Source organism: Aurantivibrio plasticivorans (genome assembly GCF_055392955.1).
The window spans coordinates 1,958,225-1,979,804 of the sequence record NZ_AP036020.1 but is presented as its reverse complement, the minus strand read 5'-3'; the positions used below and the strand labels follow the sequence as shown (position 1 = coordinate 1,979,804).

At 45.9% G+C, this 21,580-nt stretch carries 18 protein-coding genes and 1 riboswitch; of the genes, 14 read left to right on the top strand and 4 right to left on the bottom strand.

Annotation, left to right across the window (positions count from 1 at the left end; all coding sequences use genetic code 11):
* Nucleotides 1–37: 37 nt before the first annotated feature.
* Both ACZ5NB_RS08765 and ACZ5NB_RS08760 read left to right on the top strand, forming a co-directional pair.
* The gene (locus ACZ5NB_RS08765) at nucleotides 38–334 is read left to right on the top strand and encodes a GIY-YIG nuclease family protein (RefSeq protein ID WP_460232836.1); all 297 of its coding nucleotides are present in this window, start codon (nucleotides 38–40) and stop codon (nucleotides 332–334) included.
* Nucleotides 335–466: 132 nt separating this feature from the next.
* Nucleotides 467–3,430, top strand: coding sequence for an insulinase family protein (locus ACZ5NB_RS08760; RefSeq protein WP_460232835.1), 2,964 nt, complete (start codon nucleotides 467–469; stop codon nucleotides 3,428–3,430).
* Between the two features lie 20 nt (nucleotides 3,431–3,450).
* Here ACZ5NB_RS08760 and ACZ5NB_RS08755 read toward each other — a convergent pair whose 3' ends face one another.
* Nucleotides 3,451–4,143 carry a sensor histidine kinase gene (locus tag ACZ5NB_RS08755; RefSeq protein WP_460232833.1) on the bottom strand — a complete coding sequence of 231 codons (693 nt, stop codon included), beginning with the start codon at nucleotides 4,141–4,143 and terminating at the stop codon, nucleotides 3,451–3,453.
* A gap of 11 nt (nucleotides 4,144–4,154) precedes the next feature.
* On the bottom strand, nucleotides 4,155–5,786 hold the full coding sequence (locus tag ACZ5NB_RS08750) for a response regulator (RefSeq protein WP_460232832.1): 1,632 nt from the start codon (nucleotides 5,784–5,786) through the stop codon (nucleotides 4,155–4,157).
* Nucleotides 5,787–5,994: 208 nt separating this feature from the next.
* On the opposite strand from ACZ5NB_RS08750, the gene cmoA reads away from it, so the two are divergent.
* The 4 genes from cmoA to ACZ5NB_RS08730 all read left to right on the top strand — a co-directional run bounded on the left by cmoA (nucleotide 5,995) and on the right by ACZ5NB_RS08730 (nucleotide 9,280).
* A complete protein-coding gene (gene cmoA / locus ACZ5NB_RS08745) occupies nucleotides 5,995–6,723 on the top strand; it encodes a carboxy-S-adenosyl-L-methionine synthase CmoA (protein WP_460232831.1) in 729 nt (242 codons plus the stop codon).
* A 1-nt stretch (nucleotide 6,724) separates the two neighbouring features.
* Nucleotides 6,725–7,699, top strand: coding sequence for a tRNA 5-methoxyuridine(34)/uridine 5-oxyacetic acid(34) synthase CmoB (gene cmoB / locus ACZ5NB_RS08740; protein WP_460232830.1), 975 nt, complete (start codon nucleotides 6,725–6,727; stop codon nucleotides 7,697–7,699).
* Between the two features lie 45 nt (nucleotides 7,700–7,744).
* Entirely contained in the window at nucleotides 7,745–8,167 is a 423-nt protein-coding gene (locus ACZ5NB_RS08735) for a c-type cytochrome (protein ID WP_460232829.1), read from the top strand.
* A gap of 315 nt (nucleotides 8,168–8,482) precedes the next feature.
* Nucleotides 8,483–9,280: a hypothetical protein gene (locus tag ACZ5NB_RS08730; protein WP_460232828.1), complete on the top strand. Its 798-nt coding sequence runs from the start codon at nucleotides 8,483–8,485 to the stop codon at nucleotides 9,278–9,280.
* 65 nt (nucleotides 9,281–9,345) lie between these two features.
* Here ACZ5NB_RS08730 and ACZ5NB_RS08725 read toward each other — a convergent pair whose 3' ends face one another.
* Nucleotides 9,346–11,511 (bottom strand): di-heme-cytochrome C peroxidase, encoded by a 2,166-nt coding sequence (locus ACZ5NB_RS08725; RefSeq protein WP_460232827.1) that lies wholly within the window; start codon nucleotides 11,509–11,511, stop codon nucleotides 9,346–9,348.
* A 309-nt stretch (nucleotides 11,512–11,820) separates the two neighbouring features.
* Here ACZ5NB_RS08725 and ACZ5NB_RS08720 point away from each other — a divergent pair, with 309 nt between their 5' ends.
* The 8 genes from ACZ5NB_RS08720 to ACZ5NB_RS08685 all read left to right on the top strand — a co-directional run bounded on the left by ACZ5NB_RS08720 (nucleotide 11,821) and on the right by ACZ5NB_RS08685 (nucleotide 20,066).
* Nucleotides 11,821–12,237, top strand: a complete 417-nt coding sequence (locus ACZ5NB_RS08720; protein ID WP_460232826.1) for a PaaI family thioesterase — start codon at nucleotides 11,821–11,823, stop codon at nucleotides 12,235–12,237.
* 47 nt (nucleotides 12,238–12,284) lie between these two features.
* Nucleotides 12,285–12,437, top strand: a riboswitch (cobalamin riboswitch).
* A 118-nt stretch (nucleotides 12,438–12,555) separates the two neighbouring features.
* Nucleotides 12,556–14,421 (top strand): TonB-dependent receptor plug domain-containing protein, encoded by a 1,866-nt coding sequence (locus ACZ5NB_RS08715; RefSeq protein WP_460232825.1) that lies wholly within the window; start codon nucleotides 12,556–12,558, stop codon nucleotides 14,419–14,421.
* A 77-nt stretch (nucleotides 14,422–14,498) separates the two neighbouring features.
* A complete protein-coding gene (cobO, locus tag ACZ5NB_RS08710; protein WP_460232824.1) occupies nucleotides 14,499–15,107 on the top strand; it encodes a cob(I)yrinic acid a,c-diamide adenosyltransferase in 609 nt (202 codons plus the stop codon).
* A 13-nt stretch (nucleotides 15,108–15,120) separates the two neighbouring features.
* On the top strand, nucleotides 15,121–16,665 hold the full coding sequence (locus tag ACZ5NB_RS08705; protein ID WP_460232990.1) for a cobyric acid synthase: 1,545 nt from the start codon (nucleotides 15,121–15,123) through the stop codon (nucleotides 16,663–16,665).
* Nucleotides 16,665–17,711 carry a FecCD family ABC transporter permease gene (locus ACZ5NB_RS08700; RefSeq protein ID WP_460232823.1) on the top strand — a complete coding sequence of 349 codons (1,047 nt, stop codon included), beginning with the start codon at nucleotides 16,665–16,667 and terminating at the stop codon, nucleotides 17,709–17,711. The genes ACZ5NB_RS08705 and ACZ5NB_RS08700 overlap by 1 nt, the downstream gene beginning before the upstream one ends.
* A 4-nt stretch (nucleotides 17,712–17,715) precedes the next feature.
* On the top strand, nucleotides 17,716–18,549 hold the full coding sequence (locus ACZ5NB_RS08695) for a heme ABC transporter ATP-binding protein (RefSeq protein WP_460232822.1): 834 nt from the start codon (nucleotides 17,716–17,718) through the stop codon (nucleotides 18,547–18,549).
* Complete coding sequence (gene cobC, locus ACZ5NB_RS08690; RefSeq protein ID WP_460232821.1) at nucleotides 18,546–19,175, top strand: alpha-ribazole phosphatase; 630 nt, start codon at nucleotides 18,546–18,548, stop codon at nucleotides 19,173–19,175. Before ACZ5NB_RS08695 ends, cobC begins: the two co-directional genes overlap by 4 nt.
* A 3-nt stretch (nucleotides 19,176–19,178) precedes the next feature.
* Nucleotides 19,179–20,066: a cobalamin-binding protein gene (locus ACZ5NB_RS08685; protein ID WP_460232820.1), complete on the top strand. Its 888-nt coding sequence runs from the start codon at nucleotides 19,179–19,181 to the stop codon at nucleotides 20,064–20,066.
* Here ACZ5NB_RS08685 and ACZ5NB_RS08680 read toward each other — a convergent pair.
* Nucleotides 20,060–21,565 (bottom strand): alpha/beta hydrolase, encoded by a 1,506-nt coding sequence (locus tag ACZ5NB_RS08680; RefSeq protein WP_460232819.1) that lies wholly within the window; start codon nucleotides 21,563–21,565, stop codon nucleotides 20,060–20,062. The genes ACZ5NB_RS08685 and ACZ5NB_RS08680 overlap by 7 nt on opposite strands.
* Nucleotides 21,566–21,580: the final 15 nt, after the last annotated feature.

Here is a 21,580-nt window from a genome sequence, read left to right as displayed (position 1 = left end):
TAGCGACCACTTATTTTTGCATGAAGTTTAACCGCAAATGCTAGAAACCCGACAGTTACCCTCAACCCGCTGGTTCATTTATATTCTCGAAACCCATTCTGGCAAACTGTACACAGGTATTACCACAGACGTCACACGGCGCTGGGAGGAACACTCCTCGGGGAAACGAGGCGCGAAGTCTTTGCGTGGAGACAAACCGGTAAAGCTCCTGATGGTTGAGTCTTCAACTGACCGAAGCAGCGCGAGTAAACGGGAAGCAGAGATCAAACGGCTAAGGCCCCTGCAAAAACGTCTTTTGATTAATACTCAAAGCCCGGTATCTTTGCTGAGCTGACCGTTATCTGCTTTCTGGTTAACAGATAACCAATGCATACCTATACCGCGCTAGTATAGGTTCGCCTCCAGGTCCTATAACACCTATAATAGTTCTCCATACATTCATCACTAATTTGCGAACACAGTACTTATGACACATTCTGCCGCTCAGCCGTTTCACCTAGTACGCAGTCAGGAAGTTGCTTCTTTAAACTTAACCATTGAAGAGTATCAGCATAAGGCAACCGGCGCCCAGCATATACACTTAGCGTCTGACTACGACGAGAATGTATTCTTGGTGGCACTGCGCACGGTACCCAAAGATTCAACCGGTGTGGCTCACATCCTTGAGCACACGGCCCTATGCGGTAGTGAAAAATACCCAGTTCGCGACCCCTTTTTCATGATGATTCGGCGCTCGCTTAATACCTTCATGAATGCATTCACCAGTTCCGACTGGACGGCCTACCCGTTTGCAAGCCAAAACAAAAAAGACTTTAACAATCTTCTGGACGTTTACCTAGATGCAGTATTTTTCTCACGTCTAGACCCTCTAGACTTCGCCCAAGAAGGACACCGTCTTGATTTTAGCGAGGCAGGCAACAGCAAATCTGACCTAATGTACAAAGGTGTAGTGTACAACGAAATGAAAGGAGCAATGAGCTCCATCAATTCTCAACTATGGCAGACCTTATCGAAATATTTATTTCCGACAACCACCTATCACTACAATAGTGGCGGTGACCCAGAAAGTATTACCGATCTTAGCTATGACCAACTGTTAGCTTTTTATAAAACACACTATCACCCTAGCAATGCCATATTCATGACTTTTGGCAACATTAGTGCAGCTGAGCACCAAGCAAAATTTGAAGCTCAAGCTCTCAAACGTTTTGAAAAACTAGAGGAGCATATTTTTGTTCCCGAAGAAAAGCGCTATTACTCACCAGTGCGTGTTATGGAGGGCTACCCCTACAACGACGCCAAAGAGCAGGAAACAGAGTCGCCCCAAAGCCTATCAGAAAAAACCCACATTGTTATGGGATGGCTGTTAGGTAAATCCACTAATCTAGTCGAGGCTTTAGAGGCGCAATTGTTATCAAGTATTTTATTCGATAATAGCGCCTCACCGTTGCAACATGTATTAGAAACTACGGATTTAGGGAATTCACCTTCGCCTCTTTGTGGGTTAGACGATTCACAACATGAAATTAGTTTTGTTTGTGGAATTGAAGGAAGCGACATTGACAAAGCGGATGCCTTTGAACAGTTGATCCTCGATACCTTGCAACATGTTGCCCAAAACGGTGTACCGCAAGAAGATCTTGAAGCAGCCTTGCATCAACTTGAATTGCAACAACGCGAGATAAGTGGTGACAGCTACCCTTATGGGTTACAACTCATTTTGACAGCGTTAAGTGCAGCAACACATCGTGGCGACCCAATTGGTTTACTCGATATCGACCCGGCTATTGTTAAATTAAGAGACGCCATCAAAGAGCCTGACTTTATCCAAAACTTGGTACGCAAATTACTATTAGACAACCCTCACCGCGTCCGCCTAACACTAGCGCCCGATGAACACATCCAAGAGCGCAAACAAGCTGCCGAACGTCGTCACCTAGATGAATTAAAAGCGTCGTTAAACGAGCAACAGAAACAAGCTATTATCGATCAAGCGAAAGCGTTAGAAGCTCGCCAGCAACAAAAAGATGACATGTCTGTTTTACCCAAAGTGGGGATAGAAGATGTACCGGCCAACATGCACCATGTTACCGGGGACTTTAGTACAACGGAAAACTTCCCTGTTGCCTCTTACCAAACTGGAACAAATGGGCTAGTGTATCAACAGGCTATTATTGACATCCCGTCTTTAACCGATGAAGAATTGCAAATACTCGGTATTTATTCAGCGTGTCTCAGTGAGCTAGGCATCAACGAGGAAGACTACCTCAGCGTACAAAAACGTCAGTCTCAGATAGTTGGCTCACTCAATTGCTTCACCTCAATAAGAAGTGATGTACACGACCCGCAAAAAAGTCGAGGCCACATCATCCTTTCTGCAAAAGCACTTGCCAAAAATCATATCGCTATGACTGACTTGATGGCGGAAACATTACATGGCGTTCGATTTGACGAACATAACCGTATCAGAGAGTTGGTTGCTCAAATGCGCGCCCGCCGAGAGCAAAGTGTGACGGGCAGCGGTCATAGCTTGGCAATGTCGGCAGCTACCGCGAACATGTCTCCGCTCAGTAGTTTGAATCACAGAGTCTCTGGTCTTGGCGGAATTCAATTTATTAAGTTACTGGATAAACAACTGCAAAATCCAGAGGGAATGGAGAAATTTTCTGCCACATTACTCAACCTGCACAAAAAAATTACCCAACAGTCGATGCAGTTTCTACTCGTTAGTGATGAAACTAACCTGCCCGCACAACATTCCCAATTAATCGATAGTTGGCGTAAACACTATACGATACAGCCCGCTCGCATGGATGGCGGTGAAATCGAATTACAACAACCCGATACCACGAATGTTCGTCAGTCGTGGTTAACCAATACGCAAGTAAATTTCTGCGCAAAGGCATTTCCAACTGTCGCTATGACTCATGCGGATGCTGCACCACTGACAGTGCTGGGTGGATTTTTACGTAACGGTTACCTTCACAGAACTATCCGCGAACAAGGCGGTGCGTACGGAGGTGGAGCCCAACAAGATAGCAATTCTGCCGCGTTCAGATTCTATTCTTACCGAGATCCTCGTTTATCCGAAACGCTCGAAGATTTCTCTCAATCTATCCAGTGGCTAAAAGATACCGACCACGCCTGGCTAAGCGTTGAAGAAGCCATTTTGGGGGTCATAAGCTCAATCGACAAACCAGGCTCCCCTGCAGGTGAAGCCAAGCAAGCGTTTCATGCTGAATTAAATGGACGCACAATAGAACTTCGCGAGACCTTTAGAAAGCAAGTCCTGGAAGTCAAAGAAGAGGATTTAAAACGCGTAGCAGATAAGTATTTATCCAATGACGATACAGCAAGTATCGCAGTCATTGCGCCGCCTGAAAATAAACAACAATGTGAAGATAATGGCCTTGCCAGTCTTAATTTATAAGGCGACTAATTAATTGACCATTACGGCAGGCGCATAATAAAGCGCCCACCGCCTAGCGTCCCGCCATTAGCTAGTGAAATGGAGCCGCATTGGTCATTTTGGACATGTAGTGCAGCGACTTTCGAGGCAAAGTACAAACCAAGATTTGTACTGCCGCTTTCAAAACTAACACCGCGGTCCTCATTAATCGGAGCGTCAATCATCGCTGAAGGATAGCCACCACCGTCATCTGCAATCTCAATACATAATTGGTTGTTTTCAACGACGGCAGCTAACACTATTTTTTCACGAGTATAGCGGGCACAGTTAATGAGAATGTTGTGGATCACACCGCCGACAAGCTCATTGTCGTAATACCAACGTAAGTTATCATCACACTCAACATCTACCTGAATACCTCGCGTTTGAAATAACATATCATTGCGTGCGATTTGATCATCGAATGTATCCATCACAAAATTTTCATCAATTTGCACTGGCAGACGTTGATCCTGCATGCGATAGATAGACAGCAACTGGATTAACTCTCCGCTTATACGAGAACCTTCATACTGTAACGTCGCAATTCTTTTTTCTTGAGCAGGATCAGTCTCGTCTGATTCGTGAATATACTCTTCTAAGGAATTTAATAACATCCCTACTGAGTTTTTCATGTCATGAACACTGGACGCCAAAATTAGGCTAAAATCCAGTGATTCTCTGGAGTTTTCCATAGTCAGTTCCTTTATACCTCTCGACTGTGTGCACCAATCATATCCTGCAACTGTAAGTATCGATCGTACTGCGGATGATCACCGGTAATGTTTCGCTTAACGATGTCAATAATTCGCATCGCTTTGTAATAAGTTTCTTTGTCATACCCCCTAGCCCTGAGTTCACCATCAATAGATTGAACTAAATTAAGTTGTATACCTATATGATTGGGAAAAAGCTTTCTTGCGCTATCAAAGCAACGTATTGCTTCTTCGAATTTATTGGCTTCATAAAAGCCAATACCACGCTTGTTGATCGAAGTGACTGTACCGCGATTACGCTGACTAATGGGCTCATCGAGATAAGGATCGATTTTTTCTAGTGCGGATTGATCGTTTTTATATTCTTGCACTAGCCTAGACAGAACCTGGTCGGAGGCCTCTTTGTTCCCAGTATCTTTTAACGCTTGAGCCATACTCAAATCAGTATCTAGATCACTTTCTGTCTCTAGCTTAGAGTACTTTTCCTCAGCCATTTGCAATACTTCTTTGGCTTTACGGGTATTACCCTGTCCCGCAAGCACCTGGCTTTCAACGAAAAGTGTCATTACTGACTGCTCTTCACTCATCGCAAAGCGGGAACCAACCTCTTCTAAATCTTTAATCACTTCACGAGACAAATCTACCGCAGCACTTTGATCATCTCGCAAGAGCTGTGCGGTTGATCTCCCAAACTGAATATGATTATCAAGCTTGTCGTGAACGGAGTTGGTTCCAAGTCGAACAGTTTGTCTAAATGCTTGCGCCGCAGTGAAGTTGTCATTCACTTTTATTGCGTGTTTAGCCAGTGACTCTTGACGTAAAATCGCCATCGGAGATTGCTCAACCGCAGATTTAAGGATCTCAGACAATGCCTCGTCATCTTCCTCTTTTCGGTATATACCGGCCAGTGCATCATACGCTTGCATGCACAACGGGTTTTTCTTAATGATCTCTCTGAGGAAAGTTTTAGCTTCTCCCTTATTGCCCTGCAATTCTCGAACCTTAGCCATGCCCACCTTAGCCCAATCGAGTGTTCGCACTTGCAAGGCGCTCCGATAGATATCTTCAGCCAGATCTATCTGGCCAGATTCCAAATAGAGTTCTCCCAATAGTTTTTGACAGGGGGTACTGATTCGACTGCCTGCCATAATCTGACGATTGAGTAAATCCGTGGCTTTGGGAAGGTTTTTATCGTCGATGGCTTGGTAGATAGGTAACATTTCGTCGCGCTGCTGCAACAATCTGTCTAAACGCTGCTTTAGCGCTTTACCGGTGATCGGCTTAGCAAGGTAGGCATCAGGCTCATAGTCGTAGGCAGACATGACGATGGCTTTACTCGATTCTGCCGATATCAGTATAAAAAGTGTCTTACGTGACAGAATTATTTTATGCCGCAACTCTTCTAAGATTTGCTGGCCGTTCTTTCCTCGGCCAAGGTTGTAGTCACATAGAATCAGGTCCAAATCCTTCTCCTGGCACCAACGCATGACTTCGTTACCTGTCACAGCACTGTCAATCGACGCGATACCAAAGCTTTCGAGCATGTTTGCCAACATTTGCCGAAAGCTCTCAAAGTCATCTACAACCAATGCTTTTATGTTTTGATAGCCAGAGTACGCCATACCGCCCATTCACTACGCAAAAATATCCAAAATACATATCATTAGCATAGTCAATATCACGTTCTCTATTGAACATTGTTAGAGCAAATCGCGATAATACGATGCAGAAATAACAGATTCCGTCTAAAATCAGCAGCGCTCAGCTAACAATAGCGCACCATTGATTTCTAACGACCCGATTTATCGGATTAAAGAACTAAAAGCCAGCATGACTCAACGCGATACCATCTACTCCAATCCTCTTTCAGCCGTTGCTGGATTCGAATTTAATGACGATGTTGTCAAGGTCTTTCCGGATATGATTCAGCGCTCCGTGCCTGGATACGAGTCTATTGTGTCGATGATCGGAGACCTGGCTCAACGTTATGCTCAGCCTAATAGTAAGTGCGTTGATCTCGGCTGTTCGCTTGGCGCATCAAGCCTGGCAATGGCCGGTAGAATCGATCAAGCTGACTGTGAAATTATAGGTGTCGACAATTCACCCGCCATGGTCGAGCGATTTACTGCCATTCTCAATGCTCACCCTCCCCGAACGCCTGTGAATGTCGTCTTGGGCGATGTGAGATCAACTAACATCGACAATGCATCGGTCGTAGTATTGAACTTTACGCTGCAATTTATACCGGTTGCAGAACGCGACCAGCTTATTAAAAACATTTACCATGGAATGAACCCAGGCGGAGTGCTCATTGTCTCCGAAAAGGTCAGCTTTGAAGATCAAGCGCATCAAGAATTAATGATAGAACTACATCATAATTTCAAACGTGCAAACGGCTATTCTGATTTAGAAATCGCTCAGAAACGGTCGTCCTTAGAAAATGTACTCATTCCTGAAACACTCGCGCAACATCGCAAGCGTTTTCAACAAGCTGGCTTTTCAAGCTCCGATGTGTGGTTTCAGTGCCTCAACTTTGCCTCCATGCTCGCCATTAAATAACATGAATTACTTTTCAGATTTACAACACTTCCTAAGTTCACATACCGCGCTCAAAAGTTGGGGAAGCGAATTACCCGCTATTATTGCAAAAGGTTTAAGCATAGAGCGTTATGGTGATCTGCCAGGATGGAAAGCGGCTTTAGACTCGCTCCCCAACGTCACCTCCGAGTCTATGGAACTTGCGACACAGGTGAGATTTGGTGAGACTTCCGAGACCGATTCCGACACCAAGCAAAAAATTAAAGAAGCTCTCGAAGCACTTATCCCTTGGCGCAAAGGGCCCTTTTCTATTCACGATACGTTTATCGATACTGAATGGCGATCTGATTGGAAATGGGATCGATTGATCGATCATATTGCACCTCTCAACAATAAACTCGTTCTCGATGTTGGTTGTGGCAATGGCTATCACTGCTGGAGAATGCTGGGGGCTGGAGCACAACGCGTCATTGGTATCGACCCGTCTCCTCGGTTCGTCATGCAATTTTACGCTACAAAACACTTTGCTCCCGACGCACCCATTGATGTCATTCCCGCGACATTGGATGACTTTTCACAGCTACACCGAAGTTTTGATAGCGTGTTTTCGATGGGCGTTCTCTATCATCGTCCTTCACCAATCGATCACTTGAAGCAATTAAAAAGTACTATTCGCCAAGGTGGCCAATTGATCTTAGAAACCTTAGTAATCGAAGGTAAACTGGGTGAGACACTCGTCCCTGAAGGACGTTACGCTAAAATGAATAACGTGTGGTTTATTCCTACGCCGGAAACATTAGTCAGTTGGTTGAAAAAGCTAGGCTTTAAAAATCCTCGCGTTGTCGACATCAACCAAACAACGATACAAGAACAACGCGCAACCGAGTGGATGAAGTTTCAATCGCTTCCGGACTTTTTAGACCCTGCTGACTACAACAAAACCATAGAAGGTCACCCTGCTCCGCGACGAGCTATTATTGTTGCTGAATGTCCTTGAGCAAAATATCAATATCAGCATCTATGCGCTGAGTCATGTCCCGTAGTGACGTTGCGTGATATCGTTATCGAACTCACTGTTAAGACGGGGACTCGCGATATGTTTACTAATTGGTTAGCAGGCGCTCAATTCAACACGGCGAAATGGCTAATTGTATCCATGGTATTCAGTACGCTGTTTTCACCACTCCTTGCTGCCGATCAAACAACTGACGACAAGGTGAGTAACGATGTCAGCGGCCTGCTTAATGTATGCCACAGCTGCCACATGACTAACGAAGGCGAGCTGGCACGTTGGCCGAACCTCAGAGGCTTGGATCAGCAGGCAATCGTTCAAAAACTCACCGCTCACCGCGCACAACTTATAGAAGATGGCACGATGAGCCGAGTCACTAAGCACCTAAGCGATCAAGACATAACCGATATCGCACATATTTTAAGCAAAACCACACAACCAACACCAAATTGACCCGGCCTTTCATTAACGAACTGAGCAACTAAACGCGCGCCAAACGGCACCGCTACAGCTTATAACCAATTGTTATAGAGTCTTCACTCGCCCTTGGATTCCTATCTGTTTTCTAACCGATTAGTATGTAACCTATAGCAATGTGAGGTGCCAAATTCATTGGCAATTTAGGGGGGCCTCACAAAAATAACGTCCAACAATCAAACTGCGCGCTTAATGAATTCGCGCTCAGATTTGGTTCCTCCCTTGGCACCTTCTATCCATGATGACCTTAAAAAGGTTCGCGGATTACTGCAACTATAGGATGTGTATGTAATGAGCAATAAACTACCCCAGTCGGGTACTTTTTTAGCTAATGCCGTGAAAGCTCGGCTAGACGCCGGGAAACATGAAACTGATCGATTGCGAGACCTATCTGACGGGCTCGATTGGCTCAAAGATGTTATCGACGGCGAACGTGAACGCATCGTTAATTCAAAACTTCTGACTTTCAAGCTTCTCTATTCCGGCTATTTTGGCACCAAAGGTCGCAGTACGAAATTTGCGCGTAATCCATGCGCAATTCGTGAAGCGCTAAAATTCTGCCGCACCAATGGCCTCCCCGCCCCGGACTGGGTAATGAAATACCTCTACGACTTGATGGCAGGTAAAGAGCAGGCACCAACGACTCAAGATGAAAAACGTTGGAACAACTTGATGAAGTTACTCGATTTGGCCAACGAGTGGGATAAAAAGTCAAAACAAGGCATGAAAGATGCCGAAATAGAACGTTATTTCAAACGTAAAGGCGTGGGTGATACACCGCTTCGCTATGCAAAAGCGTTCGTTAATCCCGAAACAAAGAATGTGGTATTCGAACACGCGAAATCGCTCAACGATGAACCTCTGATTGACCTAGACAAATATGCCGGAATCTTAAATCCTCGCGACTTAGACGATGAAGATGACGACGCTGATGACACGAAAGCAGACAGCAAATCTGATTCTAAAAAAGCAGCAAAAGAGGCCACCGCGCTGTATCAGCCGGCATCAACCAAACAACCTAGTGAAGCTCACGATGCTGAAGAGAAAACCGAGGAGCCTCGCCCAGAACTGCATAGCGTTGCAGGCTAACAAATCGATTAAGTTTACAAAAAACCCGGCTTAAGCCGGGTTTTTTGTGCTGAATTATCCACAACTCACAGTGACTTCAAATACTCAACCAGCGCCCAACGCTCATCTTCATTCAGCGCAGGTAGTACCCTGCCATCCAGCTGTGGCGTCCGTCCAGCGCCATATTCGTGACCACTATTTAAATTCCCCAGCTTATCGGTAGACAACGTAAAACCATCGTAGCCGTCGTAAACGAAACCAACGCGCTCAATATCGTATTCTCTCTTACCCACTTGAAAACTCTCTGGGCGGTACTCCCCTTCATCGGGATCGCCTTCACGTTTCTCTGGTAGCAAGAGGTCGTATAACGTAGGGACTGAGCCATTATGTAGGTAAGGCGCGGTTGCCCAAATACCATTTAAAGGCCTAGCTTTATAGGATAGTAGCGAGTTAAAAGGCAGCGCCGTTGTATCTGGATTGTAGTTGCCGTTTTTAACACTGTAAGCAATTTTGTTGTCGAAGAAAGACATTCCCAGTGTATATAACCAATCTAACCAACGACGTACAATAAATTTGTCGGGGTCAGGTGTTGTCACTACGCCGCGCGTCGCAGCGGTCAACAACAACGCAACGGGAGCTGTTTCACCCATTGCTACCGGACCAACATCTGTGGATTGAACGGTATATTGGAAATTGCCGGAGTTCCCGGAGCGAGCAACACTGTTGTTTGCCATCGCTGGGTCGGTACCAATGAAATCAACGTTAGACATCTTCGAGATAATCAAACGATCAAAATCAGTGCGATCAACAAGCTCATGGCAAGACCGACAATACTGCGCGTAAATCTGCTTACCTTGCGCCCATTTTTTTTCATCAATTTCGCCAAAAATCTCAGTCGGCCATTGAGGTGAAGTCAAACTAATCATGTGCGATTCAAGGCGTTTTAAATTAACCAAATCAATTGAAGAAGAGAAATCAATTTTTTTCTTCTTCGCGGTTTGGCCGCTAGCTATTTCAGCAAGGTAATCAACCGACAAGCCAGGTTCAGTCGCTCGCCAATCCAGCTTTCCAAAAACCCCAACCACTTCACCGGCGTTACGCCCTAGCGGCCCCGCATGTGCATTGTTTGCTAAACCATTCCATTGCACGTAATCAGAATGTGGGACATCCCATAGGTAGGGATAACTCACGGGCGCGTCGGCTTCGTTAAATAATTCATTGCTGATAATTTCAACTTCTTGCAATGACAATCCTGGGTAGCCTGGATCGGTCGACATTGCACGCTCTAATGCCTGCGCCAAACCGTCTGAACCAAGGATAGTTTCATCTAACCCATCAACCACTTTTTCAACTTCACTCGGCGTTAACAGGTTCTCTTTGTCCGGACCAATCGCGGCCAACAATACGGCCTCTAGCTGTTGTTTGTTGATGACGTGCTCTAAAACGCGGTTAAAAATGCGACCAAATGCATCAAGTCGAGCGTAGCCATAATCGACATCAGTGCGATTGATATAGTTGTAGCGAGAAATGGTATCTGACCATTTTTTAAGGTCTGCTAAGACCAATTCTTCACGGCTATAATCGTTGTCCAATGCCAATACGGCATCAACAAAGCGTTTCTTTTTCGCGTCGTCCAGTAACGTAGCTTTCATTGATGCTTCAAGTTCAGTCAAGAAACCCACCATGTTGGCCATGGAGGGACCACCATCAATACGAATCGCCGTGGTTTTTTGGGTATTTTTGTCGGTATAGTTGATTTGTGCTGTGTGGCAAGCTGCACAGGTGTAGCCTATATAATCGAGCTTTCTATCACTTACCGGGCCTTTATACGTTTCTTTTACGAACCCTACGGGCAACGCATCTGGATTAAAGAACGTGGCCTTCTGCGGTAAATAACGGAATTTGTCGATGTTCTTATCAGACCGGAATGACGTCTGTGAATTGGGTTGCTCCAAGGAAACAAAAAGATCATAAGGCATCAATGCGGAGCCTTGGGTGGTATTGTAAAACCATAGGCTATCAGCTTCGCTCCAACCTTGATCAAGATAAATCGGCGTTTGGTAGCTCTCTCCAAACGCTCCATCAGTCATCTCGATTGCGCCTCTATCGGGGTCGTCATCCCAGTGTTGCCAGATCTTGCCGATAGCTAAGCTAATCAACATAAGCCCCACTGTCCCGGCCAATACCCACGCGAACGCTTTGAGGTATTTGCGGATAATCATTTTTAGTATTCTTATAATGTTCTTAAACATATGCACGTCCTTAGTCTCGGCCATCCCGGCCTCCCAAATACCTCGCGCGATGCCTCATGAGACTGATACAGCTCGCACCCCAAACGGCGACATTATACACTTGTCCGGCACTTTCGAAACGCCAAATCAACTTTAAAAAGTACCGCTAGTCTACTGTTTTTAAACAATATTTAGTGATTACCACTCCGTGTGGAACCGCTTTTATAAAAGTGGCTAATAACCTCGAATTAATTTACATGGCTTGCCTCTAGACCAATCGGTCTATATGTTGTACGCAACAACTCTACACCCGTCATCCAAGGACTTGCCATGACCGCGCCAGCCAAAGGTTTCGAACCTCTCTTTCGTACCAGCCCATATTTGGACTTAATCGGCCCCATCTTTTGTCGTAAAAACGCGTCAAAGGACACAGGCCCACTGACTATTGGTTTCACCGCCCAAGAAAAGCACTGCAATGCCAATGGCAGTGTTCATGGTGGAATCATCGGCGGCATAGCCGATATAACCTTGGGCTACAACAGCTCGTTATCCGTGAGCCCGCCTATAAACATGGTCACAACCAACCTGACTATCGATTATGCCGGCAGTATTCGCTGTGGGGATTGGGTTGAGGTTGATGCCGATGTCCAAAAGGTTGGTGGACGTGTAGCGTTCGCAAACTGTTATTTCATGGTGGAGCAACAACGCATCATCCGAGCCAGCGGGGTTTTCACCGTATTGAGATAACCCCCCAGCCACTAAAGATAAATTGACTTCATACTACAATCCACCTACAGTGCGCGCAGCATTTTGGTGTCCCAGTTGTCATGAGCTATTTTTTACAACTGGCCTTAAATGGGAAGTCTGGTGAAAGACCAGCGCTGCCCCCGCAACGGTAATCAGTTTAAACCTGAAAGCCCGATACCAGCCAAATGTGTTTACGTTGATGGAGCGGAGGGCTACCATCCTGGTCTGATAGTTATCCCCGGACTACTTTTGTTCGCGGCCTTATCTTCCTTGTGATGCCTCCCTCAATTGCTTAACTTTTTAGCATTGAGGCTTAAAATGAAACCACACTGTGTAAAATTGGGACTACTGAAAAAAGCAGTAGCACCTACCCTATTATCATCCTGCATTCCTTTTTCCACTTTTTTGTCAGCGCAAGAACAGCTCGACGAAATTGTCGTTACCAGTTCGCGTGTCGAAATGCCCGTCCGGCAAATTGGTAGCTCAGTGTCTGTAATTTCAGATAGTGACATTCAACTAATGGGTTATGCATCAGCAACCGACCTATTACGCACGCAACCTGGTATTACCGCAACGAACAGCGGTGGTCAAGGTAAGGTATCCGCCATTCGGATACGCGGTGAAGAAAGTTACCGGACATTGATGATGCTCGATGGCATCGATCTATCAAACTCTACCGCGCCAAAAGTAACACCATTGGTTGAGCACTTTGGTGCAACCAGCGATATTAGTCGCATTGAAATTTTGCGTGGACCTCAAGGGTTTATTTACGGCGCGGATGCAGGTGGCGTCATCAATATGTTTACGCGCTCCGTCAATGATGGCTTTGAAGGTCGAGTCAGCATGGAGCAAGGGCGTTACAACACGCAAAACATCAATGGCTACATTGGCGCAGGGTCTGAGCAATACGATGTATTCTTTTCCGCTTCTGATCAATCAACGGATGGGTTTAACGCTCGCTCCACTGATGTCTCAGGTGAGTCAGATGGCTATGAAAATCGCACACTACACGGCAAAGTAGGCGTGAATATAAGTGATAACCTGCGAGCACAATTAGTCGTTAGAGATATCGATACAACCAGCGAATACGACAATTGTTACCCTGTGAGTAATGATTGTGAAAGCCTATACAATCAACGCATAGGACGTGCTTCCATAGATTATTCAACAGAACGCAGCAAGCATGGCGTCGGCTTTGCGATAAGCCAGTTTGAGAGCGACTATTTTACAAACGGCTTAAGAAGCTATGGAAACAGTGGCGACATTGAAAAAATCGATTATGTCGGTCAATTTACTCTAGGTGACTCGATCACTTGGGTTGCAGGCAGTGATTTTCAACAAGAAAATGTCGACGTGCAAGGCGATGACGATCTTGAGCAAGATCAGTGGGGCGTATTCACCGAACTGCAAATGCAGTTCTTAAAACAACTGTACATCAATGTCGGCACACGCTGGGATGACAACGAAGACTTTGGTGAACACTTGAGCCATCGTGCATCCATTGCCTATATTCTTCCACTGGGCGCATCTGACCATTCGCTTAAACTACGTTCCAGTTACGGAACTGGGTTTAGAGCACCAAGCCCTTATGAAATCTCGACCAATAAAAATGCTACCTTTGGCTTAGCGTCAACGACCAACCTCGAAGAAGAGACAAGTGAGGGTTTAGACGTTGGCATCGACACGTACTTTTCAAATGGTAGCGAGCTCAACCTAACCTACTTCAACCAAAGAATTAATAATGAAATATCCTATGAGTACCCAGGTTATATCCAAGAAAAAGGGGAAAGCAATTCTAAAGGTATTGAACTCGGTTTCGCGGTACCCCTATGGAATATCATAGTTGTCCAGGGTAATGCACTGTATAACGATACGGAAACCGATGCTGGATTACAGCGTATTCGGCGACCAAAGCGTTCGGGGAATATCGGCGTTCGTTTTCACCTATTTGATGAGCGTTTAAATATATTGACGAACTATCGAATATCAAAGGATGCTATCGATAACGGTGATATTCCACTGGACGATTATAGCGTCTGGGATATCAGTGCGAACTATAATGCCATCGCTGGTCTAGAAATATTTGCCAGGATCGAAAACATCCTCAACGAAGACTATCAAGAGCTAACAGACTACAACACGTCCGGTCGAGCAGGCTTTGCAGGGCTTCGATACAACTTCTAGCCTTGCATACGCAGAACCTAATAACCGTAAGCGCTTTGGCTTGCGGTTATTTATCGCTATTGAAATGAAGAACTTAAATGGAAGACGACAAGAAAAACGCCAAACACAAAGCCGCCATGGAGAAACAAAAAGCCAAGGTGGACGACAATATCCAAAAAGCCGATATTGAACGTGGAGTTAGTGTCCTCTTAACGGGTGATGGTAAAGGCAAATCCAGCTCAGCCTTTGGCATGGTAATGCGCGCATTAGGCTATGGCCAAAAGGTCGCGGTGATTCAATTTATCAAAGGTCAGCAGTTATCCGGCGAGGAAATCTATCTTCGTGACCACTGCCCGCACGTTACATTTCATCAAATGGGTACGGGTTTTACTTGGAACACGCAAGATCGGACGAGCGACATAGCCGCAGCAGAAAAAACATGGGCAATCGCGAAACCGTTGCTGGCAGATTCCAGTTATGATCTTGTGGTGCTTGACGAACTGACCTACATGATTGCGTATCAATACCTCAACGAAGCCGAAATATTGGACTCCATAATCAACCGCCCGACAAACCAAAGCGTCGTCGTCACCGGCCGCGGTGGTGGTAGCGCATTGCGCGATATAATGGATACCGTATCGGAAATAAAAGATATCAAGCATGCTTTTCGTGCCGGCGTTAAAGCGCGACAAGGTGTCGATTACTAAGGAATTGACGAAAATGCTTTCTGGCACATTGATGGTTCAAGGGACCACATCAGATGCAGGTAAAAGTGTATTAGTCACTGCACTGTGTCGTTTGCTATCGCGAGCCAATATTTCTGTTGCGCCTTTCAAGCCTCAAAATATGGCGCTCAACAGCGCTGTAACGGAAGACAATGGAGAAATTGGGCGAGCACAGGCATTACAAGCACAAGCTTGTCATATTCCATCACACTCCGACATGAATCCTGTCTTGATCAAACCCTCAAGTGACACGGGAGCACAAATTATCGTGCAAGGGAAAGTGATGGGCGAAATGAACGCTCAAAACTTCCACCAATTCAAACCCCGAGCGAAGGACGCGGTATTTGATTCCTTTAATCGCCTACACTCTCGCCATGAGGCCATCATCATTGAAGGTGCAGGAAGCCCCGCAGAAATAAACCTACGGGAAGGTGATATCGCCAACATGGGGTTTGCTGAAAAAGCGGACTGCCCGGTAATCATTATTGCTGACATCGATAAAGGTGGCGTATTTGCACATCTCGTCGGCACACTCGAATTATTATCACCAAGCGAGCGAGCACGAGTCAAAGGGTTCGTCATTAATAAATTTAGAGGCGACATTCAATTGCTCAACCCAGGCTTAGAATGGCTGCATGAACGCACCAATATTCCAGTGCTCGGCGTGCTTCCGTACCTACATGACTTATACCTCGATGCGGAAGACGCCATCGATACACAACAACTAACATCATCTAAACGCTTCAAAGTAGTCGTACCGGTACTACCTCGCATTAGTAATCACACGGATTTTGATGCATTGCGTCTACACTCTGATATTGACTTGCAGTTCGCGCCAATCACGGCGCCCCCTCCTCCCTGTGATCTATTAATTTTACCCGGCAGTAAAAATGTACGAGGTGATATTGAATATCTCAAGCAATACCAATGGGATCAAGCGATTGCAAAACATCTTCGTTACGGCGGAAAACTTATTGGCATCTGTGGTGGCTACCAAATGTTGGGCCATTCGATTGATGACCCACTCGGCATTGAAGGCAAGCCTGGTTCGAGCCCTGGTCTGAATTTTTTACCCTTGAGCACAACGCTTACCAAGAACAAAGCTTTGTCAAACAAGACTGGTCATCTGATTATTGAGAATGCATCATGCCCCATCAGTGGCTATGAAATTCACCACGGCATAACAACTCCACTAGCGTCTAGAAACAACGAAACTCATCATATGGCGCCGAACAATAACGCTGCCGCCATAGCTTTTTCAGATGGTAGCTACGATGGTCACGTAAGTGATGACAACCTTATCTTCGGCACCTATTTACATGGGCTGTTTGATAACGCCGAAGCGACTAATTTCATTCTGCAATGGGCCGGGCTTACAACCACCAGGCAAGTCGATATAAAAGACGTTCGCGAGCAAGCCATTAATCGCGTTGCAGATCTGGCAGGTCAGCATCTAGATTTAGACAAGCTTTCTGACATTTTAGCCCTACCGATCACATTCAAAGAAAACACTCAACCTACGACGGAGTGTTTGGTTTGATGCAATTTTCTCATCACATCAAGCAGTTTTTACCTCGCTACTGGACGCGGTTGCTCTTCGCAATGCTCGCGTCACTCATTGTTGTTACTCTGATCTCTCTCAGTTTTGGGGCGACTCCAACGAGCTTCAAAGAACTAGTTTTGTGGCTTATGGGCGAGAGCGATCTCCAATCACACATTATTATTCAACAACTACGCCTTCCCCGCGCTTTACTCGCATTATGCATTGGTAGCCTACTGGCAACCTGTGGTGCAATCAGCCAAGGGCTTTTTCGTAACCCGCTTGCCGATCCATCATTAATTGGTGTCAGCGCTGGTGCTTCAGCGGGTGCAAGCATCGCGATTGTTTTTTTAGCTGGCGCACAATGGTCGCTATTTAGCTTATCGCTAGTGTCTATGGGTGCGTTTGTCGGTGGAATACTATCGGTTTATCTGGTGTATCAGATTGCAACCAACACATCCGGAACATCCGTATCAACCATGTTGTTAGCGGGTATTGCCATTGCATTTATTGCAGGCGGCGTTTCAAATGCCTTAGAGTTTTTCGCCGACAACGATATGCTGCGGCGCATGAGTTTATGGCGTATGGGGGGTCTAGATTCCGCGAACACACCGCGCGTTATTATCGCAGCGACTGTCGCTGGGTGCATATTCTGCTTAATGCCCCATTATTATTCACCTCTCAATGCGTTACTACTGGGCGAATCCGAAGCGCGTCACCTGGGTATTGATGTGAATCGAACAAAACGACATCTCGTTATTCTCGTCGCTGCTGGAGTTGGTACATCAGTAGCATTAGCAGGCACAATTGCTTTTATTGGTTTAGTTGTACCCCATATGGTGAGACTCGTCATTGGACCCAATCACCGATTTTTACTTCCCATTAGCGCATTTATGGGAGCGTTACTTCTACTCGTTGCTGATGCTTTTGCTCGCACGGTGATCGCCCCTACAGAAATACCTGTGGGACTTGTCAGCGCATTACTGGGCGCACCTATTTTTATTTCTCTGTTACGAAAACGCCATCATTATGGTCTTCAGGAATAGATAAATGACAATAGAACCGACGAACAGCGATAAAAATATTACCATGCCTCTGACAGTGTCGAATATGTCGGTTACCGTATCGAACGAGCACGGCGACACAACCATACTTCAACCAACTAACCTCACTATTCAAAGCGGTGAGATACACGCAATCATCGGCCCCAACGGCGCGGGAAAATCAACGTTGTTGAAAGCCATCTCAGGGGACTTAAAAATCTCCACAGGGGATGTGACGTGTTGTGGTTACAACCTAAGGCAATTACAAGCACGTGATCAATCGTCAAAAGCTAAAGCCGTGGCTGCGCTGCCGCAATTTAGCCTTTTAAATTTCCCTTACACGGTTGAAGAAGTGGTGGCACTGGGCAGAATCCCCCATAATAGTGGGCAGCGTGTGGATGCCCAAATTGTTGGAGACGCGATGGACCTGCTTGATATTGGTACGCTCGCGAAACGTAATTACACCCAGCTTTCGGGCGGTGAAAAACAACGTACGCAACTAGCGCGCGTCATGGCACAAGTTTGGCGAGCCCAAGATGCCACTACCCGTTTATTGCTATTAGACGAGCCCACCACAGCACTAGACCTCGGGCATCAGCAACAATTAATGAAGATAATTCAAGATTTCGCCAAACAAGGCGTCGCTATCCTTATGGTCGTGCACGATATTAATCTAGCGGCCAACTATGCGGATTACACGTTAGCATTGTCAAACGGCAATACTTTTCGTCAAGGGCCAACAGCGGATGTGCTCAAAGAAGATATGTTATCCTCCCTTTTCGACGCCTCTATATCCGTTATTCATCATCCAATTACTCATAAATCAGTTGTACTCTCATGAATACTTCTCGCTCCGGCAGTGGAACAACGACACAAATTGACCTTTTACGCCACGGTGAATGTGAAGGCGGCGAAATTTTTCGTGGCAGCACGGATGTAGCATTATCCCCTGAAGGGCTTGCCCGAATGCAACGCCATGCTGACACCGTTAATGAGGAATGGGAGTCTATTTTCACCTCGCCGCTTATTCGTTGTCGGCATTTCGCTGAAACTATCGCTGATAAACTTAACGTGCCGATATCTGTCGACGAACGTTTACGGGAAATGCATTTTGGTGAATGGGAAGGTCAAGTTGTTACCGATATTTTTCAGAACGATCGCGAACGTATGAGTGCCTGGGGGAAAGACCCTGAATCAAACCCACCACCCGGAGGTGAGCCGCTCAACGAGGTGCATCAGCGCGTGTCTGCCTTTCTATCGGATATTCAAGAAACACAAAAAGGCAGAAAAGTTCTCGTTGTTACTCATGGTGGAGTTATTCGCGTTGCACTATCTCAAGTGCTTAGCATGCCACTCATTGCTCTTAATAAATTTGAAGTCCCCTACGCCTGTGTATCTCGTGTAGCGCACTTTCAATCGCCGTCACGGGAAACATTAAAACTGCTCGCGCATAACTGGGTATCGTAGGCAGTGAAAAAGCTATTACTACTATCACTAGCGTTGATAGCAACAAATGTAGCATGGTCAGAAATTATCGTTACTGACTTCATAGGACGCGAGGTTAAGCTACAAAAACCGGCGCAAAGAGTGGTCGCATTGGCACCACATATTGTCGAAAATATGTTTACAGCCGGTGCAGGTGATCGTTTAGTCGGGGCAGTTGATTATTCTGATTATCCGGAAGCAGCGAAAGCTATTCCCCGTATTGGTTTATCAAACAGTTTCAGCTTAGAAGCAATCGTCGCTTTAGCCCCAGACTTAGTGGTTACTTGGCATTCTGGACGAGGGACCTTAGCCCTAGAAAAATTGGCGTCGGTCGGTATAACCGTTTACGCCTCTAACCCCAAAACACTCGATGATATTCCCAAAGCGATTCGGGACTACGGCGCACTTACCGGGAATGATCAAACGGCAAACGCCGCTGCAACAAGCTATGAAATCAAGTTGTCGGGTTTAGCCGCACGTTACCAGACAACTGAAACGATTAATGTACTCTATCAAATCTGGAATAATCCCATCCAAACCATCAACAGCAAACACATTATTAGCCATGTGATACAGCTGTGCGGAGGCATCAATGCGTTTGGGGAATCCCCCGCCCTAGCACCAAAATTATCAATTGAATCCGTAATCGCAGAGAATCCCGATGTCATTATTGCCAGTGGCATGGGTGAGGAACAACCAGAATGGTTACAGGCGTGGGAGCCTTGGCGTACTATCAACGCCGTAAAAAATAAAAGTTTGTATTTCATCCCACCCGATATTATTCAGCGTCACACCGTCCGCTTGCTCGACGGTGCGTCACAAATGTGTGGCCATTTAGAACATGCGCGGCAACAAATCTCGAAAAATTATTGAGCATTATCCAGATTTAAATGCGACAAAATTTGTTTCTCTTGATAGCCATAGAACGGGTTATATCGCAATCTGTTCATTTGTGCAGGAGGAATACGTAGTATTCCCCGCTCTCCTTTAAAGTTGAGCCCACCCAAAGGCACACCACCCGGTTCACCTAATTTGCTATCACCGTAGATTGGATCGTCATATTTAATGGGTAGTGCTGTGTGCGATAGGGAATAAATATCACCCGGCCAATTCAAATCAACCTCATTGGCAGAAATCGTACCCCCTACTCGCTTCATGATCTGTAACCGGTTAGTTTGTGAAAGCTGATTGGAAACCACCGTCACAGAAAACGGCTGCTCTGCATTCAATAGATCCAGTCCATTTGTCATAGCATCGATATTGTATAAATAAGGCGTATAGCGAGTTCGGTCGATGTCGTAGACGACTAAGACATGTTGTTTGGTATTCAAATGCCAATACAGATCATGTACAACCGCCTCAACGGACACCGTTGCGTCAACCGCGGACATAAATGTCAATGTGTCTGGAAATTCCGCATGTGGATCACGCAAACGCCATTGCGCTAAATCATGACTGACTTTTTGCGTAAGTTGGTAGACTTGCTCCGCCGCATTAATAGTAAACGAGTTATATTTGTAGGGGTCGTATTCGGGCAACAATGCATTCCACGCAAGCACCCCTAAGCCAGGTAGATTAGCGGCTCTCCTTTGCCAAGAAGCAAACTCTGCCACTTTCGGCAAACCCATTGCAGGAGAAATCAATACCAACTTATCAACAGGCGGTAGCACTTCGGACGCAAGCGATTGATTAGTCTCCGAAGAAGAGGATATTTGCTTTACGGCATATTCGATTGCCAACGTCGCACCGGTTGAATAACCCACCACATAAAAAGGTAACGCTTCATGAGTTTCTTCATGAAGATAAAGTGCGGCCAGTTCAACCGCACGAGAAAAGTATTTATTCTCAGTATCCAGCAAACCTGCGGGGATGGTGCCATGCCCTGGTAAGCGAAGTGCCACTACCGAACACCCTTCTGCTTGCAGTGTTTCCGCTAACGAACGAAGTGAATAAGGTGAGTCAGTCAGCCCGTGCACCAACAAACATTTCGCTTTAACTTCACCCGCGTTTTGTCCCGCTGCTAATATCTGCGTGCGGTTCCAATTAATCATATAACCGGTCGGATCAACCGGGCTTCCCGGGGTAAAGCGGCTTGCTAGCGATGCGTTTGCAGGCGCTTTGTCGTAGATATGATTATTTAACTCATGAAATAACTTAGCTTCCAGTGCAAGATATTCATCGAGATGAGTAAACTGAGAAAACTCTCTCTCGCCGAATTCATTATCGAGCGGCGCGGCGTGCCATTGATTGAGCTCAGGCTGCGAATTGGCATAGAAGTACAACACCGCAATCAACGCCACTAGCACGCCAAAAAGCATTGTGAGTAGGTAACCAGCAGTCACACGAATAATAGCAATTAAACGAATAGACACGACTTTCTCACTGAT

Coding starts and splice junctions, on each gene's coding strand:
- ACZ5NB_RS08765 (WP_460232836.1), top strand. CDS start 38: ATGCTAGAAACCCGACAGTTACCCTCAACCCGCTGGTTCATTTATATT.
- ACZ5NB_RS08760 (WP_460232835.1), top strand. CDS start 467: ATGACACATTCTGCCGCTCAGCCGTTTCACCTAGTACGCAGTCAGGAA.
- ACZ5NB_RS08755 (WP_460232833.1), bottom strand. CDS start 4,143: ATGGAAAACTCCAGAGAATCACTGGATTTTAGCCTAATTTTGGCGTCC.
- ACZ5NB_RS08750 (WP_460232832.1), bottom strand. CDS start 5,786: ATGGCGTACTCTGGCTATCAAAACATAAAAGCATTGGTTGTAGATGAC.
- cmoA (WP_460232831.1), top strand. CDS start 5,995: ATGACTCAACGCGATACCATCTACTCCAATCCTCTTTCAGCCGTTGCT.
- cmoB (WP_460232830.1), top strand. CDS start 6,725: ATGAATTACTTTTCAGATTTACAACACTTCCTAAGTTCACATACCGCG.
- ACZ5NB_RS08730 (WP_460232828.1), top strand. CDS start 8,483: ATGAGCAATAAACTACCCCAGTCGGGTACTTTTTTAGCTAATGCCGTG.
- ACZ5NB_RS08725 (WP_460232827.1), bottom strand. CDS start 11,511: ATGTTTAAGAACATTATAAGAATACTAAAAATGATTATCCGCAAATAC.
- ACZ5NB_RS08720 (WP_460232826.1), top strand. CDS start 11,821: ATGACCGCGCCAGCCAAAGGTTTCGAACCTCTCTTTCGTACCAGCCCA.
- ACZ5NB_RS08715 (WP_460232825.1), top strand. CDS start 12,556: ATGAAACCACACTGTGTAAAATTGGGACTACTGAAAAAAGCAGTAGCA.
- cobO (WP_460232824.1), top strand. CDS start 14,499: ATGGAAGACGACAAGAAAAACGCCAAACACAAAGCCGCCATGGAGAAA.
- ACZ5NB_RS08705 (WP_460232990.1), top strand. CDS start 15,121: ATGCTTTCTGGCACATTGATGGTTCAAGGGACCACATCAGATGCAGGT.
- ACZ5NB_RS08700 (WP_460232823.1), top strand. CDS start 16,665: ATGCAATTTTCTCATCACATCAAGCAGTTTTTACCTCGCTACTGGACG.
- ACZ5NB_RS08695 (WP_460232822.1), top strand. CDS start 17,716: ATGACAATAGAACCGACGAACAGCGATAAAAATATTACCATGCCTCTG.
- cobC (WP_460232821.1), top strand. CDS start 18,546: ATGAATACTTCTCGCTCCGGCAGTGGAACAACGACACAAATTGACCTT.